The organism is Streptomyces sp. NPDC041124, from assembly GCF_055592385.1.
This window is the reverse complement of record NZ_JBVIYR010000015.1, coordinates 60,363-75,548: the sequence shown is the minus strand read 5'-3', so window position 1 is coordinate 75,548 and position 15,186 is coordinate 60,363. Positions and strand designations below refer to the sequence as shown.

The window sequence follows — 15,186 nt, the reverse complement described above, 5'->3', positions numbered from 1 at the left end:
GGGCGGGCGCTCGCCCCGTCGGTGGACCGCGGGCTCACCGCCCGGGGGAGCCCGCGGTCCCCGTCAGATCGCGCAGCCCGCGTGCGCCAGCGCCTGCTTCAGCAACACGCCGTGTCCGCCCGGCATCTCACTCTGCACCGCCGGGGACAGGGCCTCCTGCGGGCTGAACCACACCAGGTCCAGGGCGTCCTGCCGAGGCCTGCAGTCACCCGTCACCGGCACGATGTACGCCAGCGACACCGCGTGCTGACGAGGATCGTGGAACGCGGTGACGCCCTGAGTGGGGAAGTACTCGGCGACCGTGAACGGCTGCAACGACGCCGGGACGCGCGGCAGCGCCACCGGGCCGAGGTCCTTCTCCAGGTGGCGCAACAGGGCGTCCCGGACGCGCTCGTGGTGCAGCACCCGGCCGGAGACCAGCGTCCGGCTGACCGTGCCGTCGGGCCCGATGCGCAGCAGCAGACCGACGCTGGTGACTTCGCCACTGTCGTCGACACGCACGGGAACGGCCTCGACGTACAGGATCGGCATCTGGGCGCGTGCCATCTCCAGATCGTCGGAGGACAGCCAGCCCGGCGTGGTTTCGGTCATGTCAGACATTGCTTGATCATACTTTCAGCGGTCAGGGCTTCACGGCCACCGCGCCGTACTGCGGCACGACGAGGGTGGAGCCGGGCGCGGCGCGCCACTGCGAGCAGGACACCAGACCGGGTTCGACGAGTTCCAGTCCCTCGAGGAACGTGGTGATGTCCGCGGCGCTTCGGGCGGTGATCGGGGGAGTGGCGTTCTCGTTCCAGAACTCCATGGCGGGCAACTGCAGTTCGCCGCCGACACCGGGATCGGACGTGGGGTGGGTGAGGACCAGGAAACTCCCGGAGGGCACCGCCGCCATGATCCGGCGCACGATGTCGCGGGCCTCGTCGGTGTCGAGCACGAAGTTCAGGATGCCGAGCATCATCACCGCCACGGGCCGGGTGACGTCGAGCGTCTCGGCAGCGCGTCGCACGAGGGACTCGGGGTCGTGCACATCGGCGTCGAGGTAGTCGGTGGCGCCCTCGGGGCTGCCGGTCAGCAGGGTGCGGGCGTGGGCCAGTACGACCGGGTCGTGGTCGACGTAGACCACCCGTGAGTCCGGCGCGATGCGCTGGGCCCTCTCGTGGGTGTTGTCCGCGGTCGGCAGCCCGCTGCCGATGTCGAGGAACTGCCGCACCGCGCGCTCCCGGGTCAGATACGTCACCGCCCGGCCCAGGAAGTCCCGGTCCGCGCGGGCGATGTCCCGGATGACCGGGATGATCGAGGCGACGTGATCGCCGACCCGCCGGTCGACCTCGTAGTTGTCCTTGCCGCCGATCCAGTGGTTCCACACGCGGGCGTTGTGCGCCACACCGGTGTTCAGCCGTGCCGACCCGCCGACCGGCGTGCCGCTCCCGCTCACGTCCGCTCCCTCTCCCTCGGCCGAGCGGCCCCGTCGGACCGCCCCGACCATTGTGCCGCGCGGTGATCACGCTGTCCCGCGAACAGCGGCGGAGAGAGGTCCCGTTGAGGGCAGGGGGTGTCACGGAGCGGCGTGACTCAGGGCGTCGTCGGCCACGTCCTTGTTGAGCGCCGCCCGCACCAACGCGGCGGCGAGAACCGCGGGTTCGGTCCGCTCCGCCAGGTTCACGATCTGCTCCGGGTCCCGCGGCAGATTCAGCCGGCGCGCCCCCTCGAGGGCCTTGCGGTCCAGGTACGGGGCCGTCTCGGACCAGACGCGCTGGACCTCGCGCAGGAAGATGTCGGCACCGGTGGGCCCCACGCCCGGGAACTCCTGCAGCAGACGGCGCAGTTCGCCGACGTCGCCGCCGGCCTGCGCGCGGAGCCTGCGGAGGTCACCGCCCCAGCGCTCGGTCAGCAGGGCCGCGCCCTCACCGAGTTGGGTGGCGGTGCGTTCGTCGTAACGGCGGTAGCCGCCCCGGCCGAGCGCGTCCACCCGCTCCTGCCAGCGTGCCCCTGCCATGAGGCGGGGATCCCGCAGCCCCGCCTCGTGCAGCGCACGGGCGGAGGCCACGGCGATCGATCCGTTGATGCGGGCGCTGAGCAGGTGGGCCAGCACCAGCAGCCGGTACAGCGGCTGCGGCGTGTCCCTCAGCGTGATGCCGGCCTCTTCCGCGTACGTCCGGCCGTGCGCGTCGACGAGGGCGCGCAGCACGGCCCGCTCCTCGGCCCGGCCGGCCACGGTCAGCCCTTGAGCGGGTCGTGGCCCAGCGTCATCAGGCGGTGGCGCCGGACGGTGTCCTCGGCCAGGGGCTCGTTCTCCAGGTCCGCCTCCTCGGTGACGGTCTCCACCACCTCCTCCATCACCCGCAGGTCGTCCTCGGTGAGGTCGGTGCGGCGCTTCTGCAGGATGGCCAGGACGTGCTGTCCCGTCTCGGGGCCCGCCTGGTCGGGCAGCGGTTCCGTCGTCTCCTCCGCGTCGCTCACCCGCAGCCAGGCCGCCAGTTCCGCCGAGGTCATGTTCACCACGCGGTGGAAGTCCTCCCACAGCGCGTCCCTTTCGAGGGCGTCGTTCATGGTGTGCCCCTTACGTGCTCGTGCTTCCCGGGTGCCGTGACGGTCAGGAGACGCCGGGGTGGTTCTCCGCCTCGAACATCCAGCGCTGCTTCTCCAGTTCCGCGGTGACCGAGATCAGCAGGTCCTGGGTGACCGGGTCGGCCTTCTCGGTGGTGTCGATGCGTTCGCGCAGCCGGGTGACCGCCGCGCCGAGTGCCTCCGTCATCACCTCTACGGCCTCCGAGTCGCGCAGCCAGCCCTCCTTCGGCGCGGGCAGCGAGAACACCTTGGCGATGGTCTCCGGGCGGCCGTCCGGCGGCACGCCGAGGGTGGCGGCCCGCTCGGCCACCGTGTCCGCCTGGGCGCGCGTCGCCTCGACCACCTCGTCCAGCTGGAGGTGTACGGAGCGGAACCGCGGACCCACGACGTTCCAGTGGGCCTGCTTCCCGATCAGTGACAGCCCGAGCAGGTCCACCAGGGTGTCCTGGAGGGCCTCGCAGGACACGCGGCGGGCCTCGTCGGGCAGGGTGCTCCTCACGACGGTCATGAAGTGCTGTTCCTCCTTCTCGTTTCGTCGGTGGTCACACGGATCCGGGCCTCGTGCGGGTCCTCGCCCGCGCCTGTCAGGACGGCCTGTTCGGGCTCCTCGCCCGCGGGCCGCGCTCCGCGACCACTCCCGAACGCGCGGGTGCCCGTGGCTCCCGGCCGCAAACACGGCGGACGGGCCGCGGCCGGGAGCTTCCCAGCGGGCAGCACGCCGGTCTATAGTCAAAAACTAGCAGTGCTAATCACGAGGAGTCTCGCCGGTCACGGTACCCACGGCCGGCGCGGGTCAGGAGTCCTGTCGTGCGTCCCGTCCACTTCGCGGCCGCCCGCCGCACCCCCATCGGCAAACTGCGCGGAGCCCTGTCCACGGTCCGGCCCGACGACCTCGCCGCCGCCGTGATCCGCGGCCTGGTCGCCGAGGTGCCCGCCCTGGACCCGGCCCGCGTCGACGACGTCTACTGGGGCGCCGCCAACCAGGCCGGCGAGGACAACCGCAACGTCGCCCGGATGGCCGCCCTGCTCGCCGGGCTCCCCGAGTCCGTCCCCGGCGCCACGGTCAACCGGCTGTGCGCCTCCGGGCTCGAGGCGGTCACCACCGCCGCCCGCGCCGTCGCGGCCGGCGAGGCCGACATCGTGATCGCCGGCGGTTCCGAGTCGATGAGCCGCGCCCCCTTCGTGCTCCCCCGCCCCGACGAAGCCCTCCCGCACCGCATGGAGACCGCCGACACCCGCCTGGGCTGGCGGCTGGTCAATCCCGCCATGAAGGAACTGCACGGCCTGCTGGCCATGGGCGAGACCGCCGAGGAGGTGGCCGCCCGGTACGGCATCGCCCGCGAACGCCAGGACGAGTTCGCCCTGCGCAGCCACCGACGCGCCGCCGACGCCCGGAAGAACGGCCACTTCGACGACGAACTCCTGCCCGTCACCCGCCCCGACGGGGTGGTCGTCGACGCCGACGAGTGCGTCCGCGAGGACACCTCGGCGGAGAAACTGGCCCGCCTCAAGCCGGTCTTCCGCGCCGACGGCTCGGTCACCGCGGGCAACGCCTCCCCGATGAACGACGGCGCGGCCGGCCTCGTCCTCGTCAGCGAGGAGGCCCTCGACGAGCTGGGACTGGAGTCGCTCGGCCGCTATGTCGCCGGAGCCTCCGCGGGCGTCCACCCGGACGTCATGGGCATCGGCCCCGTCCCCGCCACGCGCAAGGTCCTCGCCCGCGCCGGCTGGGACATCGGCGACCTCGAGGAGGCCGAGTTCAACGAGGCGTTCGCGGCCCAGGCCCTCGCCTGCGTGGACCAGCTGGGCATCGACCCCGGCCTGGTCAACGCGAGCGGCGGCGCGATCGCACTGGGCCACCCGCTGGGCTGCTCCGGCGCCCGCATCCTCACCACCCTGCTGCACCGCATGCGCCGCACCGGAGCCGGACGCGGCCTGGCGACCATGTGCGTGGGCGTCGGACAGGGCAGCGCGGTCCTGGTTGAGCGGAGCTGACCACCGCCGCGAGGAGCCATCAGGCGAGACGCTCCTTACCCGGCTCCGTTGCCCGGGCATAGCATCGGTCGCCGCATGAACACCATGAGTCTCTGGCACCTCAGCGGCTGGGAATTCGCCGCGCTGGCCTTCGCCGCCCTGCTCGTCGGCTTCTCCAAGACCGCCGTCAGCGGGGCCAACACGGTCAGCCTGGCCCTCTTCGCCGCCGTCCTGCCCGCCCGCGCCTCCACCGGCGTCCTGCTGCCCATCCTGATCGCCGGCGACCTGCTCGCCGTGCTCACCTACCGCCGGCACGCCCACTGGCCCACGCTGTGGCGGCTGTTCCCGGCGGTCGCGGCGGGCGTCGTCGCGGGCACCCTCTTCCTGATGTGGGCGGACGACGGGATCGTACGGACCTCGATCGGGGCGATCCTGTTGCTGATGTCCGGGGTGACCGTGTGGCGGCGGCGCCGGGCCGACGCCGAGGAGGACCCCGGCCGGGTCACCACCCGCGCCGGCCGCGCCAAGGCCCGCTCCTACGGCGTCCTCGGCGGCTTCACCACCATGGTCGCCAACGCGGGCGGCCCGGTGATGTCGCTGTACCTGCTCTCCGCCGGCTTCCGGAAGCTGGGATTCCTGGGCACCTCGGCCTTCTTCTTCCTCATCGTCAACACCTCCAAGCTGCCCTTCAGCGCCGGCCTCGGCCTCATCGACGCCGACTCGCTGCTGCTCGACGCCGCGCTCGTGCTGTTCGTGGTGCCCGGCGCGCTGCTCGGCAGATGGGCCGTGAACAGGATCAACCAGCGGCTCTTCGAGCGGTTGGTGCTCGCGGCCACCGTGGTGGGCGGCGTGCAGCTACTGATCCCGTGACCGCGGCCCGCCCGGCCGCGCACCGTCGCGCCGACCGGCCGACGGTCCCGTGCCGGACGAGGCGTCATGGGACGGACGGTGCAGGCGGCTCGGTGCGGCGGTGCGGCCGACCGTCGCCGCGAGCTTGCGCAGCCGCCGCCAGTCCAGCCGGAACGGGGCCGGGGCGACGCCCGGCCGCCTGCGGGGGACCCGGACGCGGAGCGCGCCCGGAGCGATCCGGCAGCGCACGGGGGCCGGCAGCATCATGGCCTCCCCGTCGACGCCGGCCTCGATCTCCTCGACGTCCGCCTCGACGACGACCTCCGTCGCGGTGAGGATGGTCAGCCCGCTCGGATCCGGGTGCAGCAGCAGACCGGCGGCGTTGACGGCGCCCTCCAGCTTCACCCCGAGGACACCGAGCACGGCCGAGTCGAGCCGCTCACGCCGGCCGAGCCCGAAGGGGTCGCCCGTGCGGTACGGGTTGTTGCTGACCAGCACGGCCTGCGGAGCCGTCAGCGTCGTGTCGCCCGCGCGGGCGACCAGCCGGGGCCCCTGCTGCCCGGTGAGCAGGTCCGGCAGCATCTCCAGGCTGGTGCCGATCTTGTCGTCCCGGTAGGCGGGACTCTGCACGATCGCCGCGTACGCGCCGAAGGACGCGTTGTTCACGAACGGCTGCTCACCGGCGAAGCCCAGGTCGACCCGGAGCTCCACGCCGTCGGTGAGCGCGTCGAGACAGGCGGCCGGGTTCCCGCGGTCGAGGCCGAGATCCAGGGCGAAGTGATTGCGCGTCCCTGCGCTGATGACCAGGAAGGGGATGTCGTGCTCGGCGGCCACGGCCGCGACCAGTGCCTGGGTGCCGTCGCCGCCCGCGGCACCCAGCAGGTCGGCGCCGTCCGCGACGGCGGCCCGCGCCAGTTCGGTGACGTCGTGATGCCGGCCGGGTTCGAGCAGCACCACCCGGGCGCCCAGCCGCTCGGCCTTCTCCCGCAGCCGGAAACGGCCCACCTTGCCGCCACCCGACCGCGGATTCATGATCAGTACCGGCTTCCGGGGCGGCGGCAACCGCCGCTCCCGCACGTGGGTCTGCCCGCCGCCCGTGCCGCGCAGCGCGTACCTGCCGCTCCACACCGCCAGGCCCCACAGGGCCAACGACACCAGCAGTGCCCAGAACAGCGTCACGGCGAACAGGGCGAACAGGCCGGCCGGCACACACACGGCGACCAGCGCGGACACCCAGCGCAGCGGTCCCCGCAGGGTCAGCGTCCACCACAGGGCGGCGGCGCTGAGCCCCAGCCCCGCCACCCCGGACACCAGCAGCAGCAGACCGCGCAGCCCGCCGTAGACCAAGGGGGTCGCCACCGCGAGCGCGGCGGCGACCAGCGCCCCCCGCGCCGCCCAACGCTGGGCGTGATAGCCCCGCTCGCTCCAGTCCACGGCCATGACTCCTTCAGTCGCCCGGCGTCATCGTAGGGCGTGCGCGCACACACGTGCGGCCCGACGACGATCACCGGCGGACGGCCCGCCGCCGGACACACCGCGTCCGGCGGGCGGATCGGCGCCCGGGCTCAGCTCTCGGCCGGTCTGCGACGCGGCAGATACGTGTCCATGATCCAGCCCTTGCGCTCCCGCGCCTGCGCGCGCAGCCGTTCGATGCGCGGAGCGGCCTCGGTGAGCGGACCGCCTGCAGGGTGAGCTGGTCGGGGGCGCCCGCGCCGATACCGATGACATGGATCTCTCGCACGGCCCGAGTCTGCCCCGCGCCGTCGACCCTCAGGAGGTCCTCCGCAGCCGCGGCGCCCGCGCCCCCGCGTCCACGGGGCCACCGTCCCGCTCCACCTCCGCCGCCAGCTCCCGGGCCCAGGCGATCACACCCGGGAGGTCGATCCCGTGCGGCCGGTCCTCCGCTCCCGAGGCCCACTCCCGCACCGCACCGGCACCCCGCCGCAGCAGCCGCGCCCCGCCCGTGGCGTTGCCCCGCGCGGCGTGCGTGAGCCCCACCGCGAGCTGGGCCAGTCCCCGCCACAGTTCCCGCTCCCGCTCCGGCCCCGACTTCCAGGCGTCCTCCAGCACCTCGTGCGCGTGGAACGGCTTTCCCTCGTCCAGCAGCCGCTGCGCCTCCGCGACACTCTCCTCCGGCCGCCGCACCACCCCCTCCGGCTGCCGGGGCACACCCTCCGCGCCGTAGGGCAGGGGCCGCCCGAGCCCGTCCCGGGGCCGCGCGTTGCGCGCCCGTCCTTCGGTGTCCCGGTCGCGCGCGGCGGCGGTGTCCCGGTCGTGCGCGGCGGCCGTCCGGCCCGTGGAAGTGCTGTCCATACTGCCCATGCACCGATTGTCCCAAGTCCGGGCCCGCTTCGGCCGGGCCCGGGGTGTGGGGTAAAGTGCTGTTCGCGCGATCACGCGGATCACCCCGCGTCAGCGCGCATCGGGACGTGGCGCAGCTTGGTAGCGCACTTGACTGGGGGTCAAGGGGTCGCAGGTTCAAATCCTGTCGTCCCGACTCGCGAGAAAGCGGGTCGGCGGGCCGTACCGGACACTCCGGTACGGCCTTTCACCTGTCCGCCGCCCTGGGCCGGGGCCGTGATAAAAGCGGGCATGAGCACCGAGCACCCGCCCTCCCCGCCGTCGGTCCGCCGATGACCGCCGGTATCGACACCCCGGACCGCCGGGGCCGCACCGGACTCGACCGCACGGGCCGTGACCTGACGGGCAACCCGCGGGTGAGGGTCCGGGACGTGAGACTTCTGTCCAGCCACTGGTACGTCGAGCGCACCACGACCTTCGACCTCCAGCGCGCCGACGGCACCTGGAGCACCCAGGAACGCGAGACGCACGACCGCGGCAACGGCGCCACCATGCTGCTCTACGACGCCGAACGCGAAACCGTGCTGCTCATCCGCCAGTTCCGCTTCCCCACCTACGTCAACGGCCACCCCGACGGCCTGCTGATCGAGACACCGGGCGGCCTGCTCGACGACGAGGACGAGCACCCCGAGGTCGCCGTGCGCCGTGAGGTGGCGGAGGAGACCGGCCACACCATCGGCCCCGTCCAGCACGTCTTCGACGTCTACATGAGCCCCGGCTCGGTCACCGAACGCGTCAGCTTCTACGCCGCCGCCTACGGCCCGGCGACCCGCACCCACGAGGGCGGGGGCCTGCGCGAGGAGGGCGAGGACATCGAGATCCTCGAACTGCCCTTCCGTCAGGCCCTGCGCATGATCCGCACCGGTGAGATCAACGACGCGAAGACCATCATGCTGCTCCAGTGGGCCGCGCTGGAGGGGCCTTTCGCCGGCCTCAGCGCAGGGTGATCCTGGCCGCCACCGGCAGGTGGTCGCTGCCGGTGGCGGGCAGGGCGCGGAGGTGGTCGACGGTCGCCGAGCGGGCCATGACCTGGTCGATCCGGGCCACCGGCAGGGAAGCGGGGAAACTGAGGGCGAAGCCCCGCCGCGGGACCTCCAGCCGGGACGTCAGCGGCTCCAGCCCCCGGTCGTCGACCGTGCCGTTCAGGTCGCCCATCAGGATCACCCGCTCCAGCCGCTCCGCGGCCACGGCCCTGCCCAGCAGCCGGGCGCTCTCGTCGCGCCGGGACGACGCGAGACCGCCTGCTCCGACACGCATCGAGGGCAGGTGTGCGACGTACGCCGCGACCTCCCCGTGCGGCGTGCGGACCACGGTCCGCAGTCCGCGGCTCCAGGGCTCCGGGACGTCCCCCGGTCTGATGTCCACGGGCCGGGTGCCGGTCAGCGGATGCCTCGACCACAGCCCCACGGTGCCCCGCACCGCGTGGTACGGGTAGTCGGCGGCGAGGATCCGCTGGTAGACCGGCAGCGCGCCGGGCACGAGCTCCTGCAGCGCGAGGAGGTCGGGCCCGGCCTCGGCCAGCGCGCGGGCCGTGCCCGCCGGATCGGAGTTCTCGTCGCTGACGTTGTGCTGCACCGCCACCAGGGCGCGCGGTCCGGGCGGCGTCCCGGGCAGCAGCAGCCCGCCGAAGAGCTGCGTCCAGGCCGCCGTGGGCAGCAGCAGGGCCAGCAGCGCGACGGCCGACCGGCGCAGCACCGCCAGGACGAACAGCGGGACCACCGCCAGAGCGAGCCATGGCAGGAACGACTCCAGCAGACTGCCCACCCGGCCCGGCCAGTTCGGCACCACCCCGTGGAACGCCGTCAGCCCCGCCGTCAGCACCGCGCAGACGGCGAGCACCCGCCCCCGCGCCCACACCCACCGCTCCCGCTCCACCCGTCCCCCGTCCGCTCGGCCCGTCCTACAGGACGAACCGCGCAGCGGAACGGTTTCGCCGCGCTCACGCGGCCCGCCGGCACGCTCGGCCCGGCGTGCTCCGACAAGGAGAGGACTCCCCTCCCGCGGCCGCACGGCGGGCCCGGACGGACGCGGCGCACCGGAGGACATCCGCGCCCGGCCGGTGGACGGTGGAAGGGGTACCGGCCCGTCCGGAGGGAGTCCCGGCCATGATCACCCACCCCGCCGCCCGTTCCCCACGGGCGACCCCCGAGGGCCTGCTGTGGGAACCCAGCGAACGCTGGGTGCGCGGCACCGCCGGCGACGTCACCGTCGTCGACAGCCGCCACCCGGTCCTCGTCTGGGAGCCCCGGCTGCCCGTCCCGCAGTACGCCTTCCCCCGGGAGGAGGTGCGCACGGACCTTCTCCGTCCCGCGCGGCAGCCCCGGACGGGCAGCCACACCGGTTCGACGGTCTTCTACGACCTCCACGCCGGCGGCGACCCGCGCCCGAACGCCGCCTGGACGTTCCCCGCCGACGACCTGTCCGGGTACGTCGCGTTCGCCTGGTTCGGGCGCGGCGGTACCGGCCTCGACCACTGGTACGAGGAGGACGAGGAGATCTACGTCCACCCGCGCGACCCGCACAAACGGGTGGACGCGATGCCGAGCAGCCGCCATGTCCGGGTCGAGATCGAGGGCACCGTCGTCGCCGACACCGGCAACCCGGTCCTGCTGTTCGAGACCTCGCTGCCGACCCGTTACTACCTGCCGCGCGAGGACGTCCGTCTGGACCTCTTCGAGCCCGCGGACCACAGCACCCGGTGCCCGTACAAGGGCACGGCCGACGCCTACTGGTCCTGGCGCGGCGAGGGCGCCGTACCGCCGCACATCCTCTGGAGCTACCCCGATCCGCTGCCCGCGGTGGCCGTGATCAAGGACCGCGTCGCCTTCTACAACGAGGCGGTCGACCTGACCGTGGACGGTGAGCGCCTGCCGCGCCCGGTCACTCCGTTCAGCGCGGGCCTCAGGGCCTGACCAGCAGCTGGAAGTCGAACGAGTACCGGGACGCGCGGTAGATGTGGGTGCCGAACTCCACCGGCCGGCCCGTGTCGTCGTACGCCGTGCGCTCCATGGTGAGCAGGGCCGCGCCCTCCTCCTCGCCCAGTCGGGCCGCCTCCGGCCCGGTGGCCGAGCGGGCGCCGACGGTCTGGCGGGCGCTGTGCAGGGTGATGCCGGCCGAGCGCATCATCCGGTACAGGCCGGTCGCCTCCAGACGGTCGCCGTCCAGCTCCAGCAGACCCGACGGCAGGTAGTTGCACAGCAGGGCAACGGGCTGGCCGTGGGTGCTGCGCAGGCGCTCCAGGAGGACGACCTCGGCGCCCTCCGCCAGGCCCAGCGCCGCGGCCACGACGGGGGAGGCCGGGACCGTCTCGTGGCGGACCACCTGTGTGGCCGGGCCCTGGCCGGCCGCCTCCAGGTCGTCGTAGAGGCTGCTGAGTTCCAGCGGGCGCCTGACCCGGCTGTGCACCACCTGGGTGCCCACCCCGCGCCGCCGGACGAGCAGCCCCTTGTCGACCAGGGACTGGATCGCCTGGCGGACGGTGGGGCGGGACAGGCCGAGGCGGACCGAGAGGTCCACCTCGTTGCCCAGCAGGTTGCCCGGGGCGAGCGCCCCGTGCTGGATGGCCGCTTCCAGCTGCTGGGCGAGCTGGTGGTACAGCGGCACCGGACTGCCCCGGTCCAGGGCGAAGTCCAGGGCGCTCAGCGCGGGTTCGGCCGCCGCACGTGCGCGGTCACCGGTCTTCGCCATGGTACGGACCTCCCTCGGGGCATGCGGACGGTGCGGGCGGGTTCACAGGTGACGGCGGCGTCCGGCGACCTGCGCCTCGTACCGCTCGCGGGCCCGGACGGCGGCCGGGCGGGACGCCACCTCGGCCACCGGCACGTCCCACCAGGCCTCGGCCGGGGGAGCGGTGGGCGCCGGGTCGGTCTCGACGTACACACAGGTCGGACGGTCCGAGGCGCGCGCCTCGGCGAGTGCGCCGCGCAGTTCCCCGACGGTCTTGGCGCGCAGGACGCGCATGCCGAGGCTGGCGGCGTTGGCGGCCAGGTCGACGGGCAGCGGGGCGCCGGTGAAGGTGCCGTCCGCGGCCCGGTGGCGGTAGGCGGTGCCGAAGCGTTCGCCGCCGGTCTCCTCGGACAGACCGCCGATGGAGGCGTATCCGTGGTTCTGGACGAGCACCATGGTGACGGGCAGGTTCTCCTGGACGGCCGTGACGATCTCCGTCGGCATCATCAGATAGGTGCCGTCGCCGACCAGCGCCCACACCGGGGTGCCGGGGGCGGCCTGCTGGACACCGAGCGAGGCCGGGATCTCGTAGCCCATGCAGGAGTAGCCGTACTCCAGGTGGTACTGGCGGGGGCTGCGCGCGCGCCACAGCTTGTGCAGGTCGCCGGGGAGCGAACCGGCCGCGTTGATCACCACGTCCTCGTCGCCGACGACCGCGTCCAGCGCACCCAGCACCTGGGTCTGCGTCGGCACGGCGCTGTCGTCGTCGGCCCGGTAGGCCCGCTCGACGGCCCGCTCCCAGCGCTCCTTGCCCGCCCGGTACGCGTCCGCGTACGACTCCTCCACCCGGTGCCCGGCCAGCGCCCCGGCGAGCTGTTCCAGACCGGCCCGCGCGTCGCACACCAGGGTGCGCGCCGCCAGCTTGTGGGCGTCGAAGGCGGTGATGTTGAGGTTGAGGAAACGCACGTCCGGGTGCTGGAACAGGGTGCCGGAGGCGGTGGTGAAGTCGGTGTAGCGGGTGCCGACACCGATCACCAGGTCGGCGGTGCGGGCGAGTTCGTCGCTCACCGCCGTCCCGGTGTGGCCGATGCCGCCGAGGTCGGCGGGGTGGTCGTGGCGCAGGGAGCCCTTGCCGGCCTGGGTGGAGGCGACCGGGATACCGGTGGCGTCCACCAGCGCCTTCAGGGCGTCCTCGGCCTCGCTGTGGTGCACACCGCCGCCCGCGACGATCAGCGGCCGCCGCGCCGCCCGCACGGCCTCCACCGCCGCCGCCAGCTCCACCGGGTCCGGGGCGGGGCGGCGTACGGACCACACCCGCTCCGCGAAGAACTCCTCCGGCCAGTCGTACGCCTCCGCCTGCACGTCCTGCGGCAGGGCGAGGGTGACGGCGCCGGTCTCGGCCGGGTCGGCGAGCACCCGCATCGCGTTCAGCGCGGAGGGGATCAGCGCCTCGGGGCGGGTGACCCGGTCGAAGTACCGCGACACCGGGCGCAGCGTGTCGTTGACCGACACGTCGGCCTCGGCCGGGTGTTCCAGCTGCTGGAGCAGCGGGTCGGCGGCGCGTGAGGCGAAGTAGTCACCGGGGAGCAGGAGGACCGGCAGCCGGTTGATCGTGGCGAGGGCGGCCCCGGTGACCAGGTTGGTCGCGCCGGGACCGATGGAGGTCGTCACCGCCTGCGCGGAGAGCCGGTTGAGCTGACGGGTGTACCCGACCGCCGCGTGCACCATCGCCTGCTCGTTGCGGCCCTGGTGGTACGGCATGACATCGGCGTACTCGACCAGCGCCTGCCCGATGCCGGCCACGTTGCCGTGGCCGAAGATGCCCCAGGTGCCCGCGATCAGCCGGCGCCGCACGCCGTCCCGCTCGGTGTACTGGGCGGACAGGAACCGCACCAGCGCCTGGGCGGTCGTCAGTCGGCGGGTGGTGGCACTCATGCGGACCTCTCCGGTGCGGTGTAGAGGGGGAGTCGGGGGTCGACGGGCTGCTCCCGCCAGGTGTCGCGGATCCAGGCGTGGTCGGGGTGGTCGCAGATCAGCCAGGCGCGTTCGTCCTCGGGGCCCGCCATGACGTTGAGGTAGTACATGTGGTGGCCGGGCACCGCCATGGACGGCCCGTGCCAGCCGTCGGGGATGAGGACGACGTCGCCGTCGCGCACCTCCGCCAGCACGTCCGTGTCGCGGCCCGGGCCGGAGGGGGAGACCCGCTGGTAGCCGAGACCGGGGACGCCGTCGTGGGCCGCGAACTCGAAGTAGTAGATCTCCTCCAGCACGGACTCCTCGCCCGGCCGGTGCTCGTCGTGCTTGTGCGGCGGGAAGGACGACCAGTTGCCGCCCGGGGTGAGCACCTCGACCGCGATCAGCCGGTCGCACTCGAACACCCCGGCCGCGCCGAAGTTGTTGACCTGCCGGGAGCAGTTCCCGGTACCGCGCAGTTCCACCGGCACGCCGGAGGCGGGGCCGTATCGGGCGGGCAGGCGGCGGGTGCAGCGGGCGCCGGTGAGGGCGAAGCGGCCGCCCCTGGCGGAGGTGACGCTCGCGCGGGCCTCGCGCGGGACGTAGGCGAAGTCGCTCACGCCGGCGAACACGCCGGTGCGACCGGTGAGTTCGAAGGTGTGGTGGCCGAAGTCGTCGTCCACGGCGACCGTGCAGCCACCGCTCAGCGGCAGCACGATCCACTCGCTGTCACCGGCGTCGAAGGCGTGCGTGCCGCCGGGTGCCAGCTCCAGGACGCGCAGACTCGCATGGCCCCAGCCGGCCGTCTCGGGCGTCACGTCGACGGCGTAGGGGCCGGCATGGGCCCTGCCCGCGGGAAGGTGGTGCTTCATGCGGTGCCTCCGTTGTCGTAGGGGCTCGTCACAGCAGACCGACTGTCGTGGGGGCTCGTCACAGCAGGCCGACGGCCGTGTCGACCGCCTTCTCCACACTGCCGTCCGCCGGGTACAGCAGGGAGCGGCCCACGACCATCCCCTGCACGGTGGGCAGCCGCAGCGCCTTGCCCCACCGCGCGTACGCGGCCTCCTGGTCGCCGACCTCCCCGCCGAGCAGCACCACCGGCAGCGTCGAGGTCCGCAGCACCTCCGCCATGTCGTCGACGTCGTCGGTGACCGGCAGTTTCAGCCAGGTGTAGGCGGAGGTGCCGCCCAGTCCGGAGGCGACGGCGATGGAGCGGGTGACGGCCTCGGCGGACAGGTCGTTGCGCACCCGGCCGTCCACCCGGCGGGAGATGAACGGTTCCACGAACACCGGCAGCCGCCGCTCGGCCATGGCGTCCACGGCGCGGGCGGAGGACTCCAGGGTGGTCAGCGAGCCGGGGTCGTCGTAGTCGATCCGGACCAGCAGCTTGCCCGCGTCGAAACCGAGCCGGGCGATGTCCTCGGCGCGATGGCCGGTGAAACGGTCGTCCATCTCGAAGGACGCGCCCGCCAGGCCGCCGCGGTTCATCGAACCCATGACGACCTTGTTCTCCAGCGCCCCGAGGAGCAGCAGGTCCTCCAGAATGTCGGCGGTGGCCAGCACCCCGTCCACGCCCGGCCGGGACAGCGCGACGCACAGACGTTCCAGCAGGTCGGCCCGGTCCGCCATGGCCAGGGGCCGGTCACCGATGCCGAGCGCGCCCCGGGCGGGGTGGTCGGCGGCCACGATCATCAGCCGGCCGCTGTCGCCGATCAGCGGGCGGCGGGCCCGGCGGGCGGCCGCCTCGGCGACGGCCTCCGGGTTCCGGGCGCGGACCGCGGTGAGGTCGGGGATGCTGAGATTCAAGGGAAGGGC

Annotated in this window: 16 protein-coding genes, 1 tRNA gene and 1 pseudogene; 5 read left to right on the top strand and 13 right to left on the bottom strand. The window is 73.6% G+C overall.

Annotation, left to right across the window (positions count from 1 at the left end):
* Positions 1-63 precede the first annotated feature (63 nt).
* The 5 genes from ACZ6A9_RS31180 to ACZ6A9_RS31160 form a co-directional block, all read right to left on the bottom strand.
* Positions 64-591, bottom strand: a complete 528-nt coding sequence (locus ACZ6A9_RS31180) for an NUDIX hydrolase family protein (protein ID WP_228970856.1) — start codon at positions 589-591, stop codon at positions 64-66.
* 31 nt (positions 592-622) lie between these two features.
* On the bottom strand, positions 623-1,435 hold the full coding sequence (locus tag ACZ6A9_RS31175) for an SAM-dependent methyltransferase (protein ID WP_468992463.1): 813 nt from the start codon (positions 1,433-1,435) through the stop codon (positions 623-625).
* Between the two features lie 120 nt (positions 1,436-1,555).
* Positions 1,556-2,215 carry an HhH-GDP family DNA glycosylase gene (locus tag ACZ6A9_RS31170; RefSeq protein ID WP_468992461.1) on the bottom strand — a complete coding sequence of 220 codons (660 nt, stop codon included), beginning with the start codon at positions 2,213-2,215 and terminating at the stop codon, positions 1,556-1,558.
* A 2-nt stretch (positions 2,216-2,217) separates the two neighbouring features.
* The gene (locus tag ACZ6A9_RS31165) at positions 2,218-2,550 is read right to left on the bottom strand and encodes a DUF3140 domain-containing protein (protein ID WP_468992458.1); all 333 of its coding nucleotides are present in this window, start codon (positions 2,548-2,550) and stop codon (positions 2,218-2,220) included.
* Between the two features lie 43 nt (positions 2,551-2,593).
* Positions 2,594-3,076 carry a Dps family protein gene (locus tag ACZ6A9_RS31160; protein WP_468992456.1) on the bottom strand — a complete coding sequence of 161 codons (483 nt, stop codon included), beginning with the start codon at positions 3,074-3,076 and terminating at the stop codon, positions 2,594-2,596.
* Between the two features lie 299 nt (positions 3,077-3,375).
* On the opposite strand from ACZ6A9_RS31160, the gene ACZ6A9_RS31155 reads away from it, so the two are divergent.
* Together ACZ6A9_RS31155 and ACZ6A9_RS31150 are read left to right on the top strand one after the other, a co-directional pair.
* Positions 3,376-4,563, top strand: coding sequence for a thiolase family protein (locus ACZ6A9_RS31155; protein WP_468992454.1), 1,188 nt, complete (start codon positions 3,376-3,378; stop codon positions 4,561-4,563).
* 75 nt (positions 4,564-4,638) lie between these two features.
* Positions 4,639-5,412 carry a sulfite exporter TauE/SafE family protein gene (locus ACZ6A9_RS31150; protein ID WP_468992451.1) on the top strand — a complete coding sequence of 258 codons (774 nt, stop codon included), beginning with the start codon at positions 4,639-4,641 and terminating at the stop codon, positions 5,410-5,412.
* Here the strand turns inward: ACZ6A9_RS31150 and ACZ6A9_RS31145 are convergent.
* From ACZ6A9_RS31145 to ACZ6A9_RS31135, 3 genes and pseudogenes are all read right to left on the bottom strand, one after another.
* Positions 5,398-6,831, bottom strand: coding sequence for a diacylglycerol/lipid kinase family protein (locus ACZ6A9_RS31145; protein ID WP_468992448.1), 1,434 nt, complete (start codon positions 6,829-6,831; stop codon positions 5,398-5,400). The genes ACZ6A9_RS31150 and ACZ6A9_RS31145 overlap by 15 nt on opposite strands.
* Positions 6,832-6,956: 125 nt before the next feature.
* Positions 6,957-7,076, bottom strand: a pseudogene (locus ACZ6A9_RS31140) (precorrin-6A synthase (deacetylating)); the annotation flags it as partial.
* 85 nt (positions 7,077-7,161) lie between these two features.
* Positions 7,162-7,713, bottom strand: coding sequence for a DUF309 domain-containing protein (locus ACZ6A9_RS31135; RefSeq protein ID WP_468992445.1), 552 nt, complete (start codon positions 7,711-7,713; stop codon positions 7,162-7,164).
* A gap of 101 nt (positions 7,714-7,814) precedes the next feature.
* Here ACZ6A9_RS31135 and ACZ6A9_RS31130 point away from each other — a divergent pair.
* Together ACZ6A9_RS31130 and ACZ6A9_RS31125 are read left to right on the top strand one after the other, a co-directional pair.
* Positions 7,815-7,888 (top strand) — tRNA-Pro (locus ACZ6A9_RS31130).
* Positions 7,889-8,024: 136 nt separating this feature from the next.
* Entirely contained in the window at positions 8,025-8,699 is a 675-nt protein-coding gene (locus ACZ6A9_RS31125) for an NUDIX domain-containing protein (RefSeq protein ID WP_468992442.1), read from the top strand.
* Here the strand turns inward: ACZ6A9_RS31125 and ACZ6A9_RS31120 are convergent.
* Positions 8,686-9,627, bottom strand: a complete 942-nt coding sequence (locus tag ACZ6A9_RS31120; RefSeq protein WP_468992439.1) for an endonuclease/exonuclease/phosphatase family protein — start codon at positions 9,625-9,627, stop codon at positions 8,686-8,688. The genes ACZ6A9_RS31125 and ACZ6A9_RS31120 overlap by 14 nt on opposite strands.
* A gap of 230 nt (positions 9,628-9,857) precedes the next feature.
* On the opposite strand from ACZ6A9_RS31120, the gene ACZ6A9_RS31115 reads away from it, so the two are divergent.
* A complete protein-coding gene (locus tag ACZ6A9_RS31115; RefSeq protein WP_468992435.1) occupies positions 9,858-10,664 on the top strand; it encodes a DUF427 domain-containing protein in 807 nt (268 codons plus the stop codon).
* On the opposite strand, the gene ACZ6A9_RS31110 is transcribed toward ACZ6A9_RS31115, so the two are convergent.
* From ACZ6A9_RS31110 to ACZ6A9_RS31095, 4 genes are read right to left on the bottom strand one after another with little or no spacing between them, the layout of a single operon-like run.
* Positions 10,654-11,439, bottom strand: a complete 786-nt coding sequence (locus ACZ6A9_RS31110) for a GntR family transcriptional regulator (protein ID WP_468992432.1) — start codon at positions 11,437-11,439, stop codon at positions 10,654-10,656. The two genes, ACZ6A9_RS31115 and ACZ6A9_RS31110, sit on opposite strands and share 11 nt — an antisense overlap.
* Positions 11,440-11,481: 42 nt before the next feature.
* A complete protein-coding gene (iolD, locus tag ACZ6A9_RS31105; protein WP_468992429.1) occupies positions 11,482-13,353 on the bottom strand; it encodes a 3D-(3,5/4)-trihydroxycyclohexane-1,2-dione acylhydrolase (decyclizing) in 1,872 nt (623 codons plus the stop codon).
* Positions 13,350-14,243, bottom strand: a complete 894-nt coding sequence (gene iolB / locus ACZ6A9_RS31100) for a 5-deoxy-glucuronate isomerase (protein ID WP_468992426.1) — start codon at positions 14,241-14,243, stop codon at positions 13,350-13,352. The genes iolD and iolB overlap by 4 nt, the downstream gene beginning before the upstream one ends.
* Before the next feature lie 58 nt (positions 14,244-14,301).
* Positions 14,302-15,177 carry a Cgl0159 family (beta/alpha)8-fold protein gene (locus ACZ6A9_RS31095; RefSeq protein ID WP_468992423.1) on the bottom strand — a complete coding sequence of 292 codons (876 nt, stop codon included), beginning with the start codon at positions 15,175-15,177 and terminating at the stop codon, positions 14,302-14,304.
* Positions 15,178-15,186: the final 9 nt, after the last annotated feature.